Source organism: Arthrobacter yangruifuii, from assembly GCF_009192775.1.
GTDB lineage: Bacteria > Actinomycetota > Actinomycetes > Actinomycetales > Micrococcaceae > Arthrobacter_B > Arthrobacter_B yangruifuii.
In genome coordinates, this window is record NZ_VTFX01000005.1 from 247,697 (window position 1) to 267,618 (window position 19,922).

General features: G+C 67.1%; 19 protein-coding genes. 8 read left to right on the plus strand and 11 right to left on the minus strand.

What is annotated here, in order from left to right:
• Positions 1-59 precede the first annotated feature (59 nt).
• The gene (locus tag GD627_RS12045) at positions 60-1,247 is read right to left on the minus strand and encodes an acyl-CoA dehydrogenase family protein (protein ID WP_152272708.1); all 1,188 of its coding nucleotides are present in this window, start codon (positions 1,245-1,247) and stop codon (positions 60-62) included.
• Complete coding sequence (locus GD627_RS12050; RefSeq protein ID WP_152272709.1) at positions 1,244-1,699, minus strand: acyl-CoA thioesterase; 456 nt, start codon at positions 1,697-1,699, stop codon at positions 1,244-1,246. The genes GD627_RS12045 and GD627_RS12050 overlap by 4 nt, the downstream gene beginning before the upstream one ends.
• 365 nt (positions 1,700-2,064) lie before the next feature.
• Between GD627_RS12050 and GD627_RS12055 the strand changes: the two genes are divergently transcribed.
• Positions 2,065-3,273 carry an alpha-hydroxy acid oxidase gene (locus GD627_RS12055; protein ID WP_152272710.1) on the plus strand — a complete coding sequence of 403 codons (1,209 nt, stop codon included), beginning with the start codon at positions 2,065-2,067 and terminating at the stop codon, positions 3,271-3,273.
• Positions 3,274-3,321: 48 nt separating this feature from the next.
• Here GD627_RS12055 and GD627_RS12060 read toward each other — a convergent pair whose 3' ends face one another.
• Positions 3,322-4,548 carry an MFS transporter gene (locus GD627_RS12060; protein WP_152272711.1) on the minus strand — a complete coding sequence of 409 codons (1,227 nt, stop codon included), beginning with the start codon at positions 4,546-4,548 and terminating at the stop codon, positions 3,322-3,324.
• 26 nt (positions 4,549-4,574) lie between these two features.
• On the opposite strand from GD627_RS12060, the gene GD627_RS12065 reads away from it, so the two are divergent.
• Positions 4,575-5,162 carry a TetR/AcrR family transcriptional regulator gene (locus GD627_RS12065; RefSeq protein ID WP_152272712.1) on the plus strand — a complete coding sequence of 196 codons (588 nt, stop codon included), beginning with the start codon at positions 4,575-4,577 and terminating at the stop codon, positions 5,160-5,162.
• Here the strand turns inward: GD627_RS12065 and GD627_RS12070 are convergent.
• Entirely contained in the window at positions 5,125-5,664 is a 540-nt protein-coding gene (locus GD627_RS12070) for a hypothetical protein (protein WP_152272713.1), read from the minus strand. The two genes, GD627_RS12065 and GD627_RS12070, sit on opposite strands and share 38 nt — an antisense overlap.
• 117 nt (positions 5,665-5,781) lie before the next feature.
• Complete coding sequence (locus tag GD627_RS12075) at positions 5,782-7,182, minus strand: hypothetical protein (protein WP_152272714.1); 1,401 nt, start codon at positions 7,180-7,182, stop codon at positions 5,782-5,784.
• A 301-nt stretch (positions 7,183-7,483) separates the two neighbouring features.
• Between GD627_RS12075 and GD627_RS16855 the strand changes: the two genes are divergently transcribed.
• Positions 7,484-8,395 carry an excalibur calcium-binding domain-containing protein gene (locus tag GD627_RS16855; RefSeq protein WP_246165475.1) on the plus strand — a complete coding sequence of 304 codons (912 nt, stop codon included), beginning with the start codon at positions 7,484-7,486 and terminating at the stop codon, positions 8,393-8,395.
• Positions 8,396-8,567: 172 nt separating this feature from the next.
• Complete coding sequence (locus GD627_RS12085) at positions 8,568-9,791, plus strand: hypothetical protein (RefSeq protein WP_152272715.1); 1,224 nt, start codon at positions 8,568-8,570, stop codon at positions 9,789-9,791.
• A gap of 84 nt (positions 9,792-9,875) precedes the next feature.
• Here GD627_RS12085 and GD627_RS12090 read toward each other — a convergent pair whose 3' ends face one another.
• Positions 9,876-11,063 (minus strand): acyl-CoA dehydrogenase family protein, encoded by a 1,188-nt coding sequence (locus tag GD627_RS12090; protein WP_194266062.1) that lies wholly within the window; start codon positions 11,061-11,063, stop codon positions 9,876-9,878.
• A 124-nt stretch (positions 11,064-11,187) separates the two neighbouring features.
• Here GD627_RS12090 and GD627_RS12095 point away from each other — a divergent pair, with 124 nt between their 5' ends.
• Complete coding sequence (locus GD627_RS12095; RefSeq protein ID WP_152272717.1) at positions 11,188-12,372, plus strand: thiolase family protein; 1,185 nt, start codon at positions 11,188-11,190, stop codon at positions 12,370-12,372.
• Positions 12,373-12,381: 9 nt separating this feature from the next.
• Here GD627_RS12095 and GD627_RS16955 read toward each other — a convergent pair whose 3' ends face one another.
• Complete coding sequence (locus GD627_RS16955) at positions 12,382-12,510, minus strand: hypothetical protein (RefSeq protein ID WP_281349995.1); 129 nt, start codon at positions 12,508-12,510, stop codon at positions 12,382-12,384.
• Between the two features lie 89 nt (positions 12,511-12,599).
• Positions 12,600-13,130 carry a hypothetical protein gene (locus tag GD627_RS12100; protein WP_146362731.1) on the minus strand — a complete coding sequence of 177 codons (531 nt, stop codon included), beginning with the start codon at positions 13,128-13,130 and terminating at the stop codon, positions 12,600-12,602.
• A gap of 341 nt (positions 13,131-13,471) precedes the next feature.
• Between GD627_RS12100 and GD627_RS12105 the strand changes: the two genes are divergently transcribed.
• The 3 genes from GD627_RS12105 (at position 13,472) to GD627_RS16500 (ending at position 15,058) form a co-directional block, all read left to right on the plus strand.
• Entirely contained in the window at positions 13,472-13,864 is a 393-nt protein-coding gene (locus GD627_RS12105) for a VOC family protein (RefSeq protein ID WP_152272718.1), read from the plus strand.
• Between the two features lie 99 nt (positions 13,865-13,963).
• Entirely contained in the window at positions 13,964-14,575 is a 612-nt protein-coding gene (locus tag GD627_RS16495) for a hypothetical protein (RefSeq protein WP_153297128.1), read from the plus strand.
• Between the two features lie 51 nt (positions 14,576-14,626).
• Positions 14,627-15,058, plus strand: a complete 432-nt coding sequence (locus GD627_RS16500; RefSeq protein WP_153297129.1) for a hypothetical protein — start codon at positions 14,627-14,629, stop codon at positions 15,056-15,058.
• Between the two features lie 9 nt (positions 15,059-15,067).
• Here GD627_RS16500 and GD627_RS12120 read toward each other — a convergent pair whose 3' ends face one another.
• The 3 genes from GD627_RS12120 to GD627_RS12130 are packed head-to-tail and all read right to left on the minus strand — an operon-like array spanning position 15,068 to position 19,919.
• Complete coding sequence (locus GD627_RS12120) at positions 15,068-15,874, minus strand: HAD family hydrolase (RefSeq protein WP_152272721.1); 807 nt, start codon at positions 15,872-15,874, stop codon at positions 15,068-15,070.
• A complete protein-coding gene (locus tag GD627_RS12125) occupies positions 15,871-18,717 on the minus strand; it encodes a phosphoribosyltransferase domain-containing protein (RefSeq protein ID WP_194266044.1) in 2,847 nt (948 codons plus the stop codon). The genes GD627_RS12120 and GD627_RS12125 overlap by 4 nt, the downstream gene beginning before the upstream one ends.
• Complete coding sequence (locus GD627_RS12130; RefSeq protein ID WP_152272723.1) at positions 18,714-19,919, minus strand: HpcH/HpaI aldolase/citrate lyase family protein; 1,206 nt, start codon at positions 19,917-19,919, stop codon at positions 18,714-18,716. The genes GD627_RS12125 and GD627_RS12130 overlap by 4 nt, the downstream gene beginning before the upstream one ends.
• Between the last annotated feature and the right edge of the window lie 3 nt (positions 19,920-19,922).

Below are 19,922 nucleotides of genomic sequence, written 5' to 3' on the forward strand. Positions count from 1 at the left end.
GGGCCGGAGCTTTGGCAGCTCCGGCCCTTCCCTTTTTGGCCTGGACTTACGTGTGGGGACTAGTCACCCTTGAGTGCATTGATTCCGGTGATTTCGCGGCCGATCAGGAGCGACTGGATGGAGTCAGTGCCCTCATAGGTGTAGACCACCTCCATGTCGGTCATGTGCCGGGCCACATCGTATTCCAGCAGCAGGCCGTTGCCGCCAAGCATGTCGCGGGCCTCGGAGCAGATCCAGCGGGCCTTCTTGGCGGTATGCATCTTGGCCATCGAGGACATGGGGCCGGTCAGCTTTCCCTGCTCCTGCAGATTGGTGATCCGGAAGCAGATCAACTGCATGGCGGTGAGCTCCGTGAGCATGTTGGCGAGCTTGTTCTGGACCAGCTGGAACCCGGCAATAGGCTTGCCGAACTGTTCCCGCTGCAGGGAATAGGCCAAAGCGGCCTCGTAGGCGGCCATCCCGTGGCCCAGCGCCTCCCAGGAGGCGTTGCCGCGGGTGGCCATGAGCACCCGGCTGACGTCCCGGAAGCCCTTGGACTGCACCAGCACGTTCTCGGCCGGAATGCGCAGATCGGTGATGGTGATATCCGGCTGCAGGATGGCCCGCTTGCCGACCTTGCCGGTAATGACGTCGGCCTGATACCCGGCGGGGTAGGTGCCGTCCTCGTTCTTCTCCAGCACAAAGCCCTTGACCTTGCCATCCGCCTCATCGCGCGCCCAGATGACGACGACGTCGGCGAAGCTCGCATTGCCGATCCAGCGCTTCTTGCCGTTCAGGATGTAGGAGTCGCCGTCGCGGCGGGCGGAAGTTTCCAGGCCCACGGAGTCCGAGCCGTGTCCGGGCTCGGTGAGGGCGAAGGACCCGATCTTGTCCAGGGCGGCCATGGCGGGCAGCCAGCGCTGCTTCTGTTCGTCGCTGCCGAGCAGGTTGATGGAGCCCATGGTGAGGCCGGACTGCACGCTCAGGAAGGTGTTGACGCTGCCGTCGACCCGGGACATCTCCATCGAGACCAGGGCAGAGGAGAGCCGGTCCATGCCGGGGCAGCCATAGCCCTCGATGGTGGTGCCGACAACGCCGAGCCGGGCCAGCTTCGGTACGAGCTCAAACGGGAATTCGGCACGGTCCCAGTAGTCGTTGATGATGGGGCGCACCTGCTCGTTGGCGAACTCCCGCACGCGCAGCTGGACGGCGCGCTGCTCATCGGTGAGTGATTCTTCCAGCAGGAGGAAGTCGGTTGTGTCGGTCATCGGGTCTCCGTTGTCGTGCGGGTCGGTTCATCGGTGGAAAGGTAACGGGACAGGTAGTCCACTTCGTCCGGGAGCAGGTCCCGGGAGGCTGAGGTGGCCGGATTCAGCGGCACCACGACGGTGCTGCCGGTGAAGGCCGTGTCGCCGCGCTGGCTGGCGTGGTAAGTGATGGTGAATGACCGGGTGCCGATCCGGCTGATCCGCAGATCCATGATGAGCTCGTCGGCATAGTGCACAGGGCGGCGGTACTCCACCGTGAGGGAGGCAATGACCTTGGGGTTGGTGAAGCTCGCTACCCCCTCCTTCACGGCGGTTCGGTTGAGCCAGGCCACCCTGGCCTCTTCCATCAGCGTGACGATCCGCGCGTTGTTCACATGCCCGTTCAGGTCCTGGTCCGACCAGCGCAGCGGAAGCACACAGGAAAATGCCTGCGTCGTGAGGGATGGGGACATCAGGGGTTTCTCCCTTGTTTCAGGCACCGGAGAACCTCGCAGCGCGGCGTTGGGTGAAGGCTTCCTTGCCTTCGCGGAAGTGATGAGCGTCAGGACGCTTTCCTGCCGTTCCGATTTCGATAAGCAACCGCGTCTCCGTTCACAAGGACTAGCCGCTGCAACTCTTCCAAATCGGATTATAAATATCCAATACTTATTACCAATGTCTTTTATTCCTCAAAGCAATCAATGGCAAATGCCGGCTTCGAGCTGCAGATTGCCGGGGCGGCAGGCGAAAGGGAGGGACGCGTAATGATCGGTCAAAACCTGCGGAATGACTGACCCGCCGTCCTAGACTGGGCCCCACGCCGAGCCAGAAAGCAGCCATGAAACGCCGTCTTCCGCAGTACTCAGAACTCCGCGACCTCGTCCAGTTCCAGGCCTTTGACTTGGACCGCCGCCGGGCGCGGCTGGCGAGGGCCACCAACGTCTGGGAACTGCGGGACATCGCCAAGCGGCGGATTCCGACGGCGGCGTTCGACTACGTGGACGGCGGCTCCTTCGGGGAGCAGACCCTGCACCGCAACCGGGCCGCGTTCAACGACGTCGAATTCGTTCCGCACGTGCTGCGCGACGTCACCACCGTGGACCTGGGTACCACGATCGCCGGCACCCTGGCGGCCATGCCCGTGGGAATCGGCCCTACCGGCCTGACCCGGCTGATGCATGCCGAAGGGGAAATCGCCGGAGCCCAGGCCGCTGCTGCGTTCGGGATTCCGTTTGCGCTCTCGACCATGGGCACCGCCTCCATCGAGGAGCTCGCTGCCGAAGCGCCCGACGCCGCCAAGTGGTTCCAGCTCTACCTCTGGAAGGACCGGGGCAGGTCGCGGGAGCTGGTGCATCGGGCGGCCGCCGCCGGCTACGGCGCGCTGATCGTCACCGTGGACACCCCGGTGGCCGGTGCCCGGCTGCGCGACACCCGCAATGGGATGACCATGCCGCCCACCCTGACGCCCAAGACCATCCTGGACGCCTCCTACCGGCCCGAATGGTGGTTCAACTTCCTGACCACCAAGCCGCTGGGCTTCGCGAACTTCGAGGGGGAGCGGGTGTCCCTGGCCGAAACCGTGAACACCATGTTCGAGCCCTCGCTGAACATGGAGGATCTGGGCTGGCTGCGCGAGACCTGGCCCGGGAAGCTGATCGTCAAGGGCATCCAGACCCCGGCCGACGCCGTCGAGGTCTTCGCCCGCGGCGCCGACGCCATAGTGGTCTCCAACCACGGCGGCCGGCAGCTGGACCGGGCACCGGTGCCGCTGCGGATCCTGCCCGCCATCCGCGCCGCCGTCGGACCCAACGCCGAGATCATCCTGGACTCGGGCATCATGTCCGGCGGCGACATCGTGGCCGCGATTGCCGCCGGCGCGGACTTCACCCTGATCGGCCGGGCCTACCTGTACGGGTTGATGGCTGGCGGACGGCAGGGTGCCGAGCGCGCCCTGGAGCTGCTGCGCACCGAAATGACGACGGTGATGCAGCTGCTCGGCGTGACGAGCGTGGCCGAGCTGCGTCCGGAGCATATCCGCAGCGCGTGACCCCGCGGGTTCCGGGGCTGAGACAGCACCCCTGGCGGCAACCTCCGATCAGGGCGTGGCCCGCGAAGGTCGAAGTTCATCTTCCGTGTTGCGGGGTTTGATACGGGCAATGACCCCGGCGGCACTGACTCCGCACGCGGCTGCGGCAACGGCAAAGGCGAGCCCGAAGCCGGACGCTTCGATGAGGGCACCGGTCAGGGCTGCCCCGGCGGCCTGCCCCAGAATGAGGCTGATGAACAAGGCCGAGGTGCCGGCGGCACTGCTGCTCGCCGTGGCGGTGGCCCAGATGATGAGGACCGACGTCGCGGCGGTGTAGGCCAGTCCGAACAGCGCTGCGGCAGCAAAGGCGAGGGCCGTACTCCCCGGCGCCAGGACCATCGCCGCGGTCGCGGCGGCGGTGGCCAGCACCGTGACGGGCCACGTGAAGCGGACCGAGTGTCGGGCCAGCCACGGGGCCGTCAGCACGGCGGCGGCGCCGCCGGCACCCAGGGCGATCCATGCCCCGGCCGAAAGGGCTACCGGCATGCCGCCCTGATCCTCGAGCAGGGTGCGGCCGTACACCCAGACCGCGGCGCAGCCAACGCCGTAGAGGAAGGCCGCGGTGAGCGGCCATTTCAGCTCGCCCAGGCCCAACCCCCGCTGCCGGCTTCCGCTGCGTTCCCGGCGCCCGGCGTCGTCGTCCGCGCCTTTGGTGCTGTGACGCCGCGAAACATCCGCCCGCAGCACCCCAAGCATTCCCGCCACCGCGATGACGGCAATCAACGCCCACGCCAGCCGCCACGAGGACCCCAGCATCAAGGCGAGCAGCCCGGCCGCGACCACCCCGAACCCGGTCCCGGAATTCACCACCGACTGCCGTTTCGCCGCGTGGATGGGCTTCGTGTTGCGCTGGACCAGTTCCACCAGGGCGGGGGAGGCGAAGCCTGCGCCCATTCCGGCCAGCAGTACGGCTGCGGCAAAGAACCCCGTCGACGGGGCTGCCGCGATCCCCGCGGAGCCCAGTGCCGCCGTCGTGCCGGCCAGAATCGTCATCAGCCGCGGACGCCGCGGCGCATAGACAAAGCCCAGCCCGGCCGAGACGCAGTAGATCACCGAGGCGCCGGAGGAGAGCAGTCCGCCGACGGCCGGAGTCAGCTCAAAGGAGGCGGAGAAGGCGGGCAGGAACAGGCCGTAGCCCAGCCGGGCCAGGCCGTAGGTCGCGGCGATGAGGGTCACCGCGGCGACCGCGAAGAGCGGGCCGGCGGTCGGAGCAGAAGGCTGTAACGGTCGTTTCATTGAAACGTACGTTATATGCTGGGCGCATGGTTGGACAACCCAGTGCACGGAACCGGCTGCTCGACGCCGCCGAGGAACTCGCCTTCACGCAGGGCGTCGCGGCGACGCCGGTGGACCGGATCCTGCAGCGCGCCAACGTTGCCCCGGCGACGCTGTACGCGCACTTCGGCAACAAGGAAGGTTTGATCGCGGAGGCGCTGCGCCGCCGGCTGGAGAACTGGGATGCGGCCTGGCAGCGGGAAATCGCCGCCGCCGCCACGGACCGGGACCGGCTCCTGGCGGTGTTTCCGGCCCTCACCAGTTACCGCTCGGGTGCGTCCGCCGCCCGCTGGTGTGCCGCGCTCGGCGTCGCCGCGGAAACCGTCGATCCGGGCCAGCAGCTTGCGGAGACCCTGTCGCAGGATACTCAGCTGCTCACGGACCGCTTCCGGGAACTCTCGGTGCCCGTTGTCGGAGACGAGGCCGAGGCGCTGGCAGCCCACCTGTTGCTGATCTTCACCGGCGTCCTGGGCATGCTGCTGCGCGGTGAATCTCCGGAAGCGGCTGCCGCCACCGGGCGGGCCACGGCGGGGTTCGTTATTGACGGACTCCAGGCGTCCGTTTCGGGCGGGTAGTTCCACCGGACGACGACGGCGGGGTACGTCCCCGTCCCCCCGGCCGGCGTTCCGGCGCCTCACCCGGGCTGAGGTACCGGACGTCGCGGCGGCCGTCGGTGAGGATCCGCAGGTCCTCGTCCAGGTTCTGCCGCAGTTCCATCAGGGCGAACTGGTATCGCTCCGGATCCTCGGCGGCATCGCGCAGGTAGCGGTTGCCGGCGGCGGACATCCGCATCAGCACCGCAGTGGCGGAGGAGCCGGGCGTGAGGCGGGCGAGTGTCTCCATCAGGTTCTCCCGCAGATCCAGCACGGCGGACCGGTGCCGGGCTTCCATGGGCCCGGCCGCTGACGGCTGCGGGTCGATCGGGGCCAGCGTGCGTTTCTGGTGCAGGTACGTGATCAGTTCATTGAGCGCCCGGGACTCCTCCCGCCGGTTTAGGCTGCGCTTGGTTCCCCAGCCGGCAGCGAATCCCGCCAGGACCCCGAGGACCGGCCAGAGAACGTTCCAGATCCAGTCCATCGCGGCTTCCCCTCCAGACGTACAGGAAGGCTACTTGCCCGCAATCCGGTTCGGCCAGAGGAGCTGGAGTTTCCACCAGTGTGGACACCGGATGAACCTTGTGACGAATCGGCGGGGTCACCAAGGCGTGAACGGGGGCAGCTGCTTGTTCAACCTATTGGATGCAATTTGGGAGCGCTCGTATGTCACGTCATTTGGCAGGTTGATCGCCTGCCATGTGTCGTCGTCGACGAAATATCCGTGGCTGAATGTCCACTTGCCGTACGGCGGGCCTTGAGGTTGTGTTATGCAGTTCAGGTTTGTGCCAAACCCGTTCTTGCTGCGGTTCTTTATGCTGTCCATGCGGACCACGAGATCGTGACGGGTGCGTAGATCCAGGATCCAGCCAACCCTCTCTTCGATGAGTGCCCACTCGTCCTTCGTCCGGCGGAGCACGGGCACATGGAGGAGAACTAACAGGTTTACTTTTATGCCTTCTTTCAGGATGGCATTCAAGATGACGTTCCCGCCGTGGCTATGCGCATAAACAGTGTCCAGCGAGCTGATGCCTTTCCGCTTGCACCATTCGACCAACTGCAAGGCTGCGAACGCACGGTCTGGCTCGCTGAACACGGCAGACCACCGGAAATAGTCTGACTCCCTATAGAGGTCAGGGCTGCACGAGGTGCTGATCCTGGTCGGAAGCTTAGCGTCCGGCTCGAACCATTTTTTGTCCTTCTCTTTAATGCGGGCGTAGGTCCCGTGGATGGCAAGGCTGACGCTCTCCGACAGGTACCCGGGATCCGAAAGATCGGCAGTGCGGTCAGCAGCCTTTTGCCCCTCATCGGCTCCCAGGTTCTGGCTATGGCCATGACCTTCCGAGCCTTCGATGGGGGTCGAAGGGGAGTCTGACTTAGAGTGTTCTTCATTTTCAGCCCATTCCGCTGCAGCTGCCAACTGAGCCACCTCGGGGTTGCCCGAAGCTGCTGCCTCCCTGACCAGGGGTAGAAGTTCAGCGCGGCTCCTTTCGTGAAGGACGTACAACGCTGAGACTGACGCCGCTCGTACTAGCTCGTGCGGGCTCCGTGTGCACAGATACAGAAGGGCGAACGCGGACCGAGCGGACCGGAAATTCTGGATGTTCTCATAGAGCCGCCGTATTCTCCCGAGAAGGCTGGAATCTTCGACGGTATCCACGGTGATTATCTCGTAGGCGTAGCCCTCTAATCCCTCCAACGCTTCACTGTGCGGGTAGCGCTGGGTCTTCGGCGTTAGCGCCAAATAGAACAGTGTCTTGAGAGGAAGTCCCAAGCTCGTTGGCCCGGCGCGGCGAGGCAGGGGCGCCCCGAGGTCCCAGGCGTCTTCTCCCAGGTCGTGCAGGTCCTCCAGATCATTTTGATCAGCGAGACGGTCTTGGTCTGAATCTTTCGGGCGCAAAGCCCTGGCAATACAAAGTAGCTGGCTGGCTTGGCTGGCCACGTGCAATGGCGTGGCTCCGGCAAAGGCATCGGGGCCGGGGATTCGTTCAATGCTTTCCATGTCCTCTGTGTCCATTACCGTTCTCTCGTAAGGAAAATCCCGCGGCTGATAGTCGAACTGGCGCACCCGTCTTTATGGACAGTAGTTGACGGTTATCTATCAACTCAATTTGCCTGATAAACAGCGGCGAAAGTCTGAGCCGACTAGGGGTTGCAGGATAAGCAATCCCGCCTGCCGGAGGAGAAAGCACATAGCCCGCCGGGTAGAGGAAATCCGCGTACAACAGAACCTAAGGAAGTGCGGTAGCCTTTGGGTCGATGCATTCGCATCCATATTCGTCTTTTTTGTCCATGGGGGACCTATGCCTGTTTTGCCCACCCGCCGCACCGCGTCAACGCTGACCCGCGGCACCGCTCCTTCCGCCCGCTCCCGGGCGCTTACCCTCGGTGCTGTTGCGCTGAGCACCGTCGTCGTTCTGTCCGGCTGCGGCGGTGACCAGGCAGAACCTGCCGCAACCTCCACTCCGTCGCCGACGAAGACGACGGCATCCCCGACGCCCACGCCCACCCCCACCCCCACGCAGATTGCCAACAAGGCCTGCAAGACGGCGGGTGCCACCCAGACGCAGAAACAGGCCGGAACCGCCAGCCCCACTCCCACCGCCTCGTCATCGAGCTCAGCGTCAGCGTCAGCCTCAGCGTCCCCGTCCGCGACGACCACGTCCGCATCGCCGTCGTCGTCCCCGTCCACCAACACGGCGTCACCATCCGCCACGCCCACGTCCACCAACACGGCGTCACCATCCGCCACGCCCACGTCCCAGACCGTGGTCTACGTCTGCACGGAAAACGACAACGGCCGGCTCGTCTGGATGGATCAGGACAGCTCCAACAAACTCGTTGCCGAACGCCAGGAAGCGGAAGAGAAGGAAGCCGCGGAGAAGGAAGCCGCGGACAAGAAGGCCGCAGACGAAGCCGCAGCTGAGCAACAGCGTATTGACGACGAAGCAGCAGCAGAGGCGCAGCGGCTGGCCGACGAGCAGGCAGCAGCAGAGGAAGCGCAGCGGCAGGCGGAGGAACAGCAACGCCAGCAGGCAGTGCCCCCTCCCGCCCCGGTGGTTCCTGCCCCCGTTGCACCGGCTGCACCGCCCGCCGCCGCCTACTACCCGAACTGCTCGGCTGCCCGGGCGGCAGGTGCCGCCCCGGTCTACGCCGGAGGGCCCGGCTACGGCACGCACCTGGACCGCGACGGCGACGGTGTTGGCTGCGAGTAATCCGGTCAGTTTGCTGAAGCCCTAGATGTTGCCCCTGGACCCGCCTAGCGTGGAGCCAAGGGCAACATTCGTTAACGGCTCCGGCAACCAGGAGCCCGCTGTTGCCGCACCAAAGCCGGCGAAGGTCCCGCGGACCGAAGGCGCCGGCCCGGCACCACCCCGCTGAGGCATTATGGCGTACGAATCATCACCGGCAGCTGTTTCCTCCGATGCGTCCGCGCCGCAGCGACGTCCCCGCCCCCGGACTCCTGCGTCGGCATGGGCGGTGCTGGTGCCGGCAGCCGTCCTGCTCTGGGTCGCGACCCTGCCGGGCAGCTTCGGCGTGCTTCTGTGGCTGCTGGGGGCCGGAGTGCTGCTGATCCTCACCGCAATCTACGCGCTGGGATTCCGGCGCCGCAGCTGGGCCAACCTCTACACCCTGGAACAGCGGAAATTCGCGCTGACTCTCGGCGGGGTGGTGCTTGTGGTCGGTGCGGTGGCGGGAGTGGTCGCCACGCCGAAGCCAGTGGCGGACGCGATGAAGGCCGACGCCGAAGGCCTCCGCCCGCGGCCTGACCTGTTTGCCCCGCCGACGACACCGTCAACGCTCGGCTCCGTGCCCAACCTGCCCGCACCGGACCGGGCCGAACCGGCGGAGGGTTCTGCCGACGGGTCGAATTCCAGCGCTTTGCTCGGAGCTGTGGCCGGAGCCTCTGCTTTCGGTGCCGCGATTGCCAATAAGGCCTGCGCAACCCCCGGAGACACCCGCGTGCAGGCACAGGTCGAATACCGCTGCACAACCAACCGGTCCGGAGAGCTCGTCTGGCTGGAGCGCAGCAACGCAGAGCAGTTGGCGGAGGAACGGGCCGCGGCCGTGCAGCAGGCCGAAGCAGACCGCCAGGCCGAGGAGGCCAGGGCGCGCCAGGCGGAGGAGCGGGCCCGCGCGGACGACGGCGGCCGACCGGCCCAGCCGCCGAACCAGCCGGCCCAGCCGCCGAATCAGCCCGATCCTTCGAGCCCGGCGCCGGCGGTACCGGCACCGGTGGACCCGCCAGCCGGGCCGCCTGCCGGGGACCCCACGAAACCGCCCACGCAGCCTCCAACGGACCCTCCCACGGAACCGCCGATCCAGCCGCCGATCCAGCCACCGGCACCGACCCCGACGCCGGGGCCGACTCAGCCGCCGTCCCCGGACCCGACGTTTCCTCCCGTGGTTCCCCCGACGCCTCCGGGCCAGCCGGATCCGCGGGGACCGGTTGCCCCGGATCCCGACCTTCCGGTCCTTCCGCCCGAATTCCCGGTGCAGCCCGGGCCGCCGTCCCCGTCCCGGACGACCCCGCCGCCGTCGTCCGCGCTGCCGGCAGCCGTCCCCGGCGTGACGCCCATCCTCGCAGACCGGGCGCTTCAGGCCCGGTAAAACCCGTGCGGTAACCCGCGTCCGGAAGCCCCCGGCCGGAAACCTCGTCCCGAAACCCTGTCCCGAAACCCCCGTCGCCGCCTCTTACCGGAACGCGGAAATCCCCGTGATGTGCTGGCCCAGGATCAGGGTGTGCACCTCGTCGGTGCCCTCGTAGGTCCGCACCGATTCCAGGTTGTTGGCGTGCCGCAGCGGCGAATAGTCCAGGGTGATGCCGTTGCCGCCCAGAATGGACCGGGCCTCCCGGCAGATCGCGAGGGCTTCACGCACGTTGTTCAGCTTGCCCACGGAAATCTGCACCGGTTCCAGCGTGCCGGCATCCTTGAGCCGGCCGGTGTGGATGGCCAGCAGCACGCCCTTGGAGATTTCCAGCTGCATGTTCACCAGCTTCTCCTGGGTGATCTGGTAGGCGGCCAGCGGCTTGTCGAACTGCAGCCGCTCCAGCGAATACGTCAGCGCCGCCTCGTAGCTGTCCCGGGCTGCACCCATCGAGCCCCAGAGAATCCCGTAACGGGCCTCGTTCAGGCAGGAGAACGGCCCCCGCAGCCCTTTCGCCCCGGGCAGCAGCGCCGAGTCCGGCAGCCGCACGTCCGCTAGGGACACGTCGCACTGGATGGAGGCGCGCATGGACAGCTTCGGTTCAATCGGTACGGCGGAGAAGCCCGGGGTGTCCGTGGGCACAAGGAAGCCGCGGACGCCGTCGGCGGTCTGCGCCCAGATCACGGCGACGTCGGCAATGGAGGCCAGGCCGATCCACCGTTTGGCTCCGCGCAGCACCCAGCCCTCGCCGTCGTGCTCCGCGAACGTGCTCATGGCGGACGGATCGGACCCGGCGGTGGGTTCGGTGAGCCCGAAACAGCCGATCAGCTCGCCGCGCGCCATCCCCGGCAGGTACCGGTTTTTCTGCTCCTCGGAACCCCACCGGTGGATGGCCGTCATGGCCAGCGATCCCTGCACGGACACGAAGGTGCGCAGGCCCGAGTCGCCGGCCTCCAGTTCCATCGCAGCGATCCCGTATTCGACGGCGGAGCGTCCCGGGCAGCCGTACCCCTCCAGATGCATGCCGAGCAGCCCGAGGCTGCCCAGCTCCCGGACAATCTCGACCGGGAAGACCGCGTCCTCGTACCAGTCCTTGATGTTCGGGCGGATGCGTTCGTCCACGAAGGCCCGGACCGTGGCGCGCAGGGCCAGCTCGTCCTCGGTGAGCAGGCCGTCCAGGCCGAGGACGTCCGACGCCGTCCGCAGGGTGTCCAGGTCCGGTGTGGCGGGCATGCTCATGGGGTTCCTCCTGCGGCCGCGGCGGGGCGGCCGGAACTAAACGGATGGTGCCGACCGGAGGATCGGCGCCTGTTATCCATGTCACAGTACTATTTCCGGGCGCAGTACTATGGCCAGCATGACTGAGGCGTATCTGGTGTCCGGCGTCCGCACCCCCGTAGGCCGCTACGGCGGGGCCCTGTCCGGCGTCCGCCCCGATGATCTCGCGGCCCTGGTGCTGGCCGAGGCCGTGGCCCGGGCCGGGGTGCCCCGCACCGACGTCGACGAGGTGCTGCTGGGCTGCACGAACCAGGCCGGGGAGGACAACCGGAACGTGGCGCGGATGGCGACCCTGATTGCCGGCTTCCCGGTCACGGTGCCGGCCATGACCGTGAACCGGCTGTGCGCCTCCGGCCTCAGTGCGATCATCCTGGCCGCGCAGATGATTCGGTCCGGGGCGGCGGACCTTGTGGTGGCCGGGGGAGTGGAGTCCATGTCCCGGGCGCCGTGGGTGCTGGCCAAGCCGGAAAAGGCCTTCGCCAAGCCGGGCGAGCTGGCGGATTCGGCGATCGGCGCCAGGTTCACCAACCCGAAGTTCTACGACCTGCCTGGCACCACCTCCTCCATGCCGGAAACCGCCGAGGAGCTGGCTACCCGCGACGGTATTTCCCGCGTGGATTCCGACGCCTTTGCGCTGCGCTCGCATCAGCGCGCGCTCGCCGCCATTGACGAGGGGCGCTTCGCCGACGAAATTGTGCCGGTCGAAACCACGAAGGGCGTAGTGAAGACGGATGAGGGTCCGCGCCGGGAGACCAGCCTCGAGGCCCTGGCGAAGCTGCGGCCCATCGTCCGGCCGGACGGCGTGGTGACCGCCGGGAACTCGAGCTCCCTGAACGACGGCGCGTCCGCCGTCGTCGTCGCCAGTGCCGATGCCGTCCGCCGGCTGGGGCTGACCGCACGGGCCCGGATTGTCGACGGCGCGTCCGCCGGGGTGGCGCCGGCGGTGATGGGCATCGGCCCGGTGCCGGCGACGCAGAAGGTGCTGGACCGGGCCGGCTGGTCGCTCGGCGACCTCGACGCGGTGGAGCTGAACGAGGCCTTTGCCGCCCAGTCCCTGGCGTGCATGCGGGCCCTGAACCTGGACGAGGCGATAGTGAACCGCGACGGCGGGGCGATCGCTCTGGGGCATGCACTGGGATCCTCCGGGTCGCGGCTCACGGTGACGATGCTGAACCGGATGGAGCGCGAGGGTGCGTCGAAGGCCCTGGTGACCATGTGCGTGGGGCTCGGCCAGGGTGTGTCGATGCTGCTGGAGCGGGTGTAGTTAGGTTGGCTAGGCGTCCGTGAGCCGGGCGAGTAGCTCTGAATCGTTCTTCAGGATGGAATCCACCGCGGCGTTGATCTGGCGCCGGCGCTCATCCGGCTCCAGAAAGTCTCGGGGAATCTCGACCGAATCGCTCATAGGGCCACCCTATCGGCGATGACGCATCTGCTGCACGTGACGCTCGCCCTGAGCCTACGGGTGAACCTCTTCGTCCGGGGTCTGCGCTCTTACTGGCCGTCAGCCCTCGGAATAGTCTGGTCGCTCTCCGGGTTGTCGTTGCCCTCTATCATTACCCTGCCGCCGACAAACGCTACGCCCAGTGCCAGCGCCGCGCCTGCTCCGAACAGCACTTTCTTGAAGAGTCCATCCAGGAACTCTTTATTCTCGGTGTCTTTTTGAAACTGCAGGTTTCCGGTTTCCATAATCTTTTCGATGAGATATTTCTTTTCCTCCCAGCTCAGACCCTCTTGTTCTAGCTGAACTATTAGGGCCTCCCTAATCTGCTGGAAAGCCTGATGGACCCGTTTTTGGCTGTGCTTATTGGCTTTGAGCGTGGACTGGTGAGCCTGCTCCATCGCATCCACCGCGCTCATTGCGAATTCTTTAAAGTGGGGAAACTGCTTGACGATCTGAAGAGCCACCTCAGTGTCCATATCGGGCATCATCGCCGCGAACCTGATCATCTTGTCTTTGGAGAGGTTCCTCCATGAATCAATCCCCAGGGCTTGCTTGATTTGGTCTTCATCCTTGTATCGCATGCAGTGTGTCCGTCCGCCTATTCGTTTGGTCTTCCACATCCTAGTGGCGACAGTCGGATAAGAACGGTCAAAGGGAGCGGTGGAATGTCGTTAAACAGGGGGGGCAGGGTATTGACGAATTCCGGTCGGGCCGAGTGGGTGAGACCCAGGCCTGGACTTCGGCCGCAAGGAAGCCGGTTATGTGGAGGAGCGAATGGTTAGACGAGCAGGCCGACGGAACGGAGAAGCCGGCCACAGGCGGGGTAAGGGGTCGACTCGGTGCTCGCCACGAAAATAATGAGAAATGAACATACCGGCGTGTAAAGTTCAGCCTTCGGGAAGCCCGGCCTAGCATTCAGGCCATGACTGTACTGATCTCCCACACGACGTTCGACAGCCTCGACGCCTATGCCCAGTCGAGATTCTGGGCTCGGGTGCTCGGCTTCTCCGAGGACCCCGGGGATCCCAACCGGCCCGACGACGACGAGTGCATGATCTTCTCACCCGACGGCGCCCAGCGGCTGCTGTTTATCCGCGTGCCGGACGCCAAGCAGGTCAAGAACCGGCTGCACCTGGACCTGCAGCCCGCCGACGCCGGCGGACGTGACCGGGAGCTGCAGCGGCTGCTGGAACTAGGTGCCACGGAAGTGGATGACCGGCGGAACCCGGACGGAACCGGCTGGGTGGTCCTGGCCGACCCGGAGGGCAACGAGTTCTGCATCCTGCGCAGCGAGGCGGAGCGCACGGCGGGCTAGGGGTCCGGCGCCGGAAACCGTAAGTCTGCGGAGTAGGCTGTGGCACACAAGTCGGTTCGCAAGTAGGTCTCTGGATAGCTGGATATGGGGAAACACAAAATGCAAAAGGCAAGCATCACCGGGCTGCTGCTGGTTGGTTCGCTCGGACTAGCAGGCTGCTCATCCGCCGCCGACGCAGCCAAGGAACCCGTTTCCGCACCCACTTCTTCCAGCGCGTCGTCGTCGGCCGCAGCCAGCCCGACGTCGTCGGCCGCCACCTCGACGACCACCCAGGCCCCGGCCCCTGCAACGCCGCCCTCCGCCATGCCGTCTCCGGCCCCCGAGCCGGTCACCGCGCTCAGGGTAGCCGAGCAGCTGCAGGCGGCGGTCCCGAGCATCACCTTGGTCACCGAGGTGACTGAAGCCAACGATTCCACCGGGTCCCTCGGCCAGCCGGGAAAGTACATATCGGCGGCGTGGATCACCGACGCCGCGGCTACCGTCCCCGAGGAGCAGAGCATCGTGCGCGGGGCTGTTGTGGAAGTCTTCGCGAGCGAAGCGGAAGCCCAGGCCCGCCTGCAGACGCTGGCCGAGGACATTGCCCTGGGGCCTGCCTTCAATGCCGAATATCAGTACCTGCAGGGAACGGTGCTGCTTCGAGTATCCGGAAAGCTCGGCGACGCGCAGGCCGCCCTGTACGCAGAGGCCTTTCGCGGCGCAGACCTTGGGTGAACCAGACCTCGGGTAAACCAGTCTTCTTCGACAGGGGGAATCATCATGGGGTTGTTCAGCACTAAACCGATTGTGGAGAAGAAAGAGCAGTGGACGTCGCGCCGGCCGCCGCAGGAGGTCCTGGACGCGCTGGCCGCGGCTTTTGCATCCCACGGAGAGGACGTCCGGCGGGAAAAGACCTCGGTGGAGGTTCGTTTCGGTTCAAACTCCGTGTACCGGACGATGGGCAATATGACGGCTGAAGGCCGCGCCAATATGCCGCTGGCTCTGACCTTTACGGCGTCCGGATCCGGCAGCGGGACCGGGATAGCGGTCCACGCGCGCGACACGTACGGCTTCCGCCTCGGCAGCGGCAAGTCCTTCGGCGTGCCGAAGACGTTCAACCGGCGGCTGGAGGAACTGCTCAGCTACGCGGCAGGGGCGATCGGCAACGACAGGCCTGTCACCGGACCCGTCCCGGCACCGCCGCTCTTCAACATCTAGGCCGGTAATCTAGGCCCGTACCAGGCCCAGCATCCGCCGCAGGATTTCTTCCCCAGCCAGCACACCCCGGGCTTCGGTGACCTGCAGGTGGGCGTCGACGTAGCCGGCGTCGTCCAGTTCGCCGTGCGCGGGGCGGAACGCGACGTCGGCGCCCTCCAGCATCGGCCGGTCCAGCAGCGAATCCCCGGCGGCGATGACCTGCTCGGCACCGGTGCGGCGGGCCACCTCGGCGACGGCCTGCTGCTTGGTGACCGGCGTCGGCACGCAGTAGAGCTTGCGGCCCTGCAGCGACACGGTCCAGCCGCGCGCATCGCACCAGTCCTCCAGAGCCAGCAGAAACTCGCCGGGGAGCGCATCCCGGTCCACAATCGCGTAGGCGAACAGATCCTCGGCGGAACGAAGCTTCAGAATCCATTCATGGAATTCAGGACGGCCAAGGTAAGCCTCGATCTCGGCAAGCGGAGCACATCCGGACGTGACGAGGCCGCGGACCGCGTCCTGCCAGTCCGCGTCGGTCTGTCCGTGATGCAGAATGACGCCGCCGTTGGTGGTGACCGCATACTCCGGGGCCGGCCCGGGCAGCTGGATCCGCCGGTACTGTGCGACGGTCCGCGTGGTGACCGGGACAAACACGGACTCTTCGGCGGCCGAGACCAGCAGCTGCTCGGCGGCGCGGGTCATGAAGGACAGCGGTTTGCCCTCGTAGACCTCGGCGACCACCATCGCCGGAGCCAGGGCGTCCTCGGTGTCCAGGAACAGTGCGTTGGCGGAGTAGATCAGGGTGCGGTCCAGATCGGACGCGAGCAGGGTCTTCACGCGTCCGCCCCCGAAGCGGCACCGGCAGCGGCACCCGCAGATGCACCAGCACCGGCGGCAGCAACGGCCCGCCCGTCGGCGCCCACGGCCCCGGCGGTGAACCGCGGATGGATCAGGCCCACGCAGCTGAACGGCAGCTCCGGCACTTCCTCCACCGGCACGCCGCGCTGCTCGGCGAGCAGCAGCACGTGCGCCACGTCCTCCAGCGCCCCGGGATGCACCAGCACCTTCCACGGCACCCGGCGCAGCAGTACGCGCGTGGTCTCGCCGACGCCGGGCTTTACCAGGTTCACGTTATGAATGCCGTATTCCTCGCTGAGCCGCTCCACTGCCTGCCAGCCCACCCAGGTGGGGGTCCGGTCCGCGGCCGCCAGCTTCACCGCGGCGGCCTCCGCCTCGGGCCGGACCTCCTCGAAGTGCTGCTCGATGGCGGTCAGGAAGTCGCGGGACACATCGGCGCCGGCAAGGTGGGCGTAGAACTTCGCGCCGTGGAAATCGTGCGGCGCAATCAGGTCCTTGTTGAACACGGTGCGGGACACCAGCCCGGAGACGGTCGAGTTCAGGCAGGCGGAGGGAATCAGGTAATCCTCGCGGGTGCCGAACAGCTCCACGGAATGGCCGGGATCGGCCAGCACCGCCAGGTCGGCCGAGAACCGCACGCCGTCGGTCGCTTCGAACCGATCCAGCGCCGCGGTCAGCTCACGGGTGATGGCGCCCTTGCCGGTCCACCCGTCCACGAACAGGATCCGCTCGGGGGAGTAGGTGCGCGCCAGGTAGCGCAGGGCGGTTTCATCCATGCCGACGCCGCGCACAATGCTCATGGTGTAGTGCGGCAGGTCCAGCCCGTGCATCCGCTGCGCCCAGCGGCGCATGAGGATGCCGATCGGGGTTCCGGCCCGGGCGAGGGACACCAGTACCGGCTCGCGGTTCCTGGCAGCCAGCGCCAGCTCGGTGACCGTGCCGACGGCGGATGCGACGCGCGGTGCGGACCGGCGCAGCGCCTCCTCGTACAGGTCCTGGTACTGCGCCGAGGGCAGGTATTCCATGGGCAGGGACTCGGCGTAGTTCGCCCCGCCGGACTGGATGGCTGCTTCGCGCTCGGCCGTCGGGGCCTCCAGCTGTGCGTCGCGCAGGTCCTTCAGCAGCCAGGTCACGTCCTCGGATGCATAGGACCCGAACTCCGGCCCGGTCAGCGGCACGGCGGCAGGCGTCTGGACCGGTGCGTCCCACGCTTCGGCGGCAGGAACCTCGGCGGCCAGCAGCACAACGACGACGGCGGCGGTCACTGCGCGCAGCGCCTCGGTCACGCTCCCCGGACCGGTGATGGACGCCGGGTCGGTGCCGGGTTCGGGCAGCAGGACAATGCTGCCGAAGCCGGTCTCCGCGTCCGGGCCGCCGGCGGCCCGGCGGGGCCCCACGTTGTAGGCGTGCCGGGGGCCGGGGCCGTCCTCGGTGACGTCGTGGCTGGCGAAGTCCACGGCGTTGGCAATGGCGTAGTCCGGCCGGTCGATCGGCACAATGGGGGACCGGGTGGTGGTGGAGAACCGGACGGGGGTGCCGGGCAGCGCTTCGGCCAGGGCATTGGCAATGGTCAGGGGTACATGGATGAATTCCTCGCAGCCCAGCACCAGCACCGGTCCCGCGGAAGCGGGCAGGGCGGCGGAGATCCGGGTGGCAACGAGTGCCAGGCTCTCGGCGGAGACAGCGCCGGGCAGGGCATCCGGCAGGGTGCCCAGATATTCCGAGGAGATCCCGGCACGGTTGCCGAAGCGGTCGCTGCGCAGACCGGGGGCGGCGCCGGAGTAATCCAGCACGGTCACGGTGCCGGGCTCGGGAGCAGCGGCGGCGGACGCTTCGATACCGGAAGTCGGCTCAACGTCAGCCGCGGCGGGCAGTCCGGCGTCAGCGCCGGCAGTCCCGGGCTTGGCGGCGTCAGCCCCGGCCGCGGCAGGGGAACCGGAAAGCCGGCTGATCAACTGTTGCGCACGGGACAGGATGTCCTCCCCGAGTTCGATGCTGCCCGTTCCCAGCGCAACCACGCGGATGCTGCAGCCCAGCTCTTCGGCGAGGGCGTCGAAGCGGGCACGGTCCGCGTCGGACCGGAGATCGATCAGGGACGCCACCACATAGAGCGGATGCGCTGCGGCGGCATGCAGTTCGGTGATGGTGTTGATGACGGTGGCTCCGGTGCTCAGCTCGTCATCCACCAGCACCACCGGTGCCGGGGTATTCAGGACCGACGGGTCCACGGGCAGCAGGCGGTGCGAGGCGGCATGCGAGTGCGCCTCCTCGAAGGCGCCGTACGCCACCGCGCCTGCCGGAGCGTGCCGGGTGGAATGGATGTAATAGGAGCCCAGCATGTCGGCGACCAGCCGGCCCAGCCCGGTGGCGGTCTCCGCGTAGCCGATGGTGATCACATCGGGGTGGGAAATCGGCAGCTCCCAGAGCTGTTCCCGGGCATACTGCAGCCGGGCACGCGGCGACCGCGGGGCCGAGTGCCGTCCAGTACCGTTCGTTCCGGTGCCGTCTCCGGACTCAGCCGAACCTTCGAGGACGGCCGCGAGCTCCCCGGCGACTCCGCGCAGCACGGCTTCCTCCACCGCGCTGCCGAGCGCCGCTCCGGCCAGGGCGCCGAGCAGCTCCCCGGCAGCCAGGACCAGCGCCGGTTCGGTGGGTACGTGCTTGGCCAGCACCCGGGACACAAGCAGGTGCGCGCGGCGCGGATTGCGGCGCAGCGCCAGCCCCACCAGATCCTCCACCGGCAGGAGGGCAGCGGAATCAGAGGTGATCCGCACCCCCAGCGCCTCGTTCACAAAGCCGCCGGTCCAGGGGTGGTGCTTCAATTCATGCTCGCTTCCAGAAGATCTACATAGGTGATGTCGGGGGCCGCGACGCCGAAGGCGGCGGCCCGGACGAGGGTGGAAGCTGCCCACGCCTGATGCGGTTTCATTTCGTTCATCTTGTTGCGGTACGGCGACGCCGCGGCGCCGCCCCCGGAGGCACCGGAAATGTGCAGGGCATCCAGGTACGCCTCATGGCTGATCACGGACATGGCGTGGACCAGGGGAACGTGGGAGGGATGGATGACGGTTTTGCCGAGCAGCCCGTTGGCCTGGTCCAGTTCAATCTCGCGGATCAATCCGTCCAGGTTGGCGGTCAGCAACCGCTGGCGCAGCCCCAGCTCGTCGGCTTCCGCGAAGGGGGAGGAGCGCAGCATCGGGCGCAGCAGCCGTTCACCGGAGCTGTAGTGTTCCCAGACCGGGCCGCTGATAACGAAGCCGTCCGGCCTGCCGAGCCGGTTGACGATGTCCCCGATCACCGCCGAGACCACCTTGACGTCATAAATGGTGAGGTCCCGGGAACGGCGGAGCCCGTAGGCGCTGGACATGTCCGTGGCACCGATCCGCACGGCCAGGATGTCCGGCCGGTTAGCCTCCAGCACGGCGAAGATGCCCGTGAGGGTGGAGGTGCGTGTCTCGGCGTGGATCATCAACGGGGATTCGAGGATCGGCATGACGCGCAGCGGGCGGGCACCGGGAGCCGCGGCCCGGCGGGCGTCATTGACGGTGTGCAGGGCATCGAGGAAGCGCTGGGCGGCGCCGGTCACGTTTTCGAACTTGGGAATCACAAACCCGGTGAGGACATCCAGGCTCCTTCCGCACCGCTCGGCCAGGCTCAGGAGCTGCTCGGGGGTGCGGACACGGACGAAGAGCATCAGCTCCGGGGGAGTGCCGGACGTGGGAGTGCCGGACGCGGAATTCCGGGACGCGTGCAGCTCTGCGAGGGCTGCCACCAGGTTGGTCTCCGCGGCGGGAACGTCCGCATCGGCAATGGAATCCTCCAGGCAGATGACCATGCTCACGGCACCGCGGGCCGCCTGCTTGCGGATGTCCTTCACCAGGTCCGGCCTGGTGGCGGGGCAGTAGAGCGTGGCGCCGAGCGCGGCGGCCAGCAGCGAGGCATCGGAATCGAGGCTCAGCTCCTGGGGCGCCAGATGGAACAGGCGGTCGGTTTCGGGCGCGCTGAGATAGGAGAAATGACGCATGGC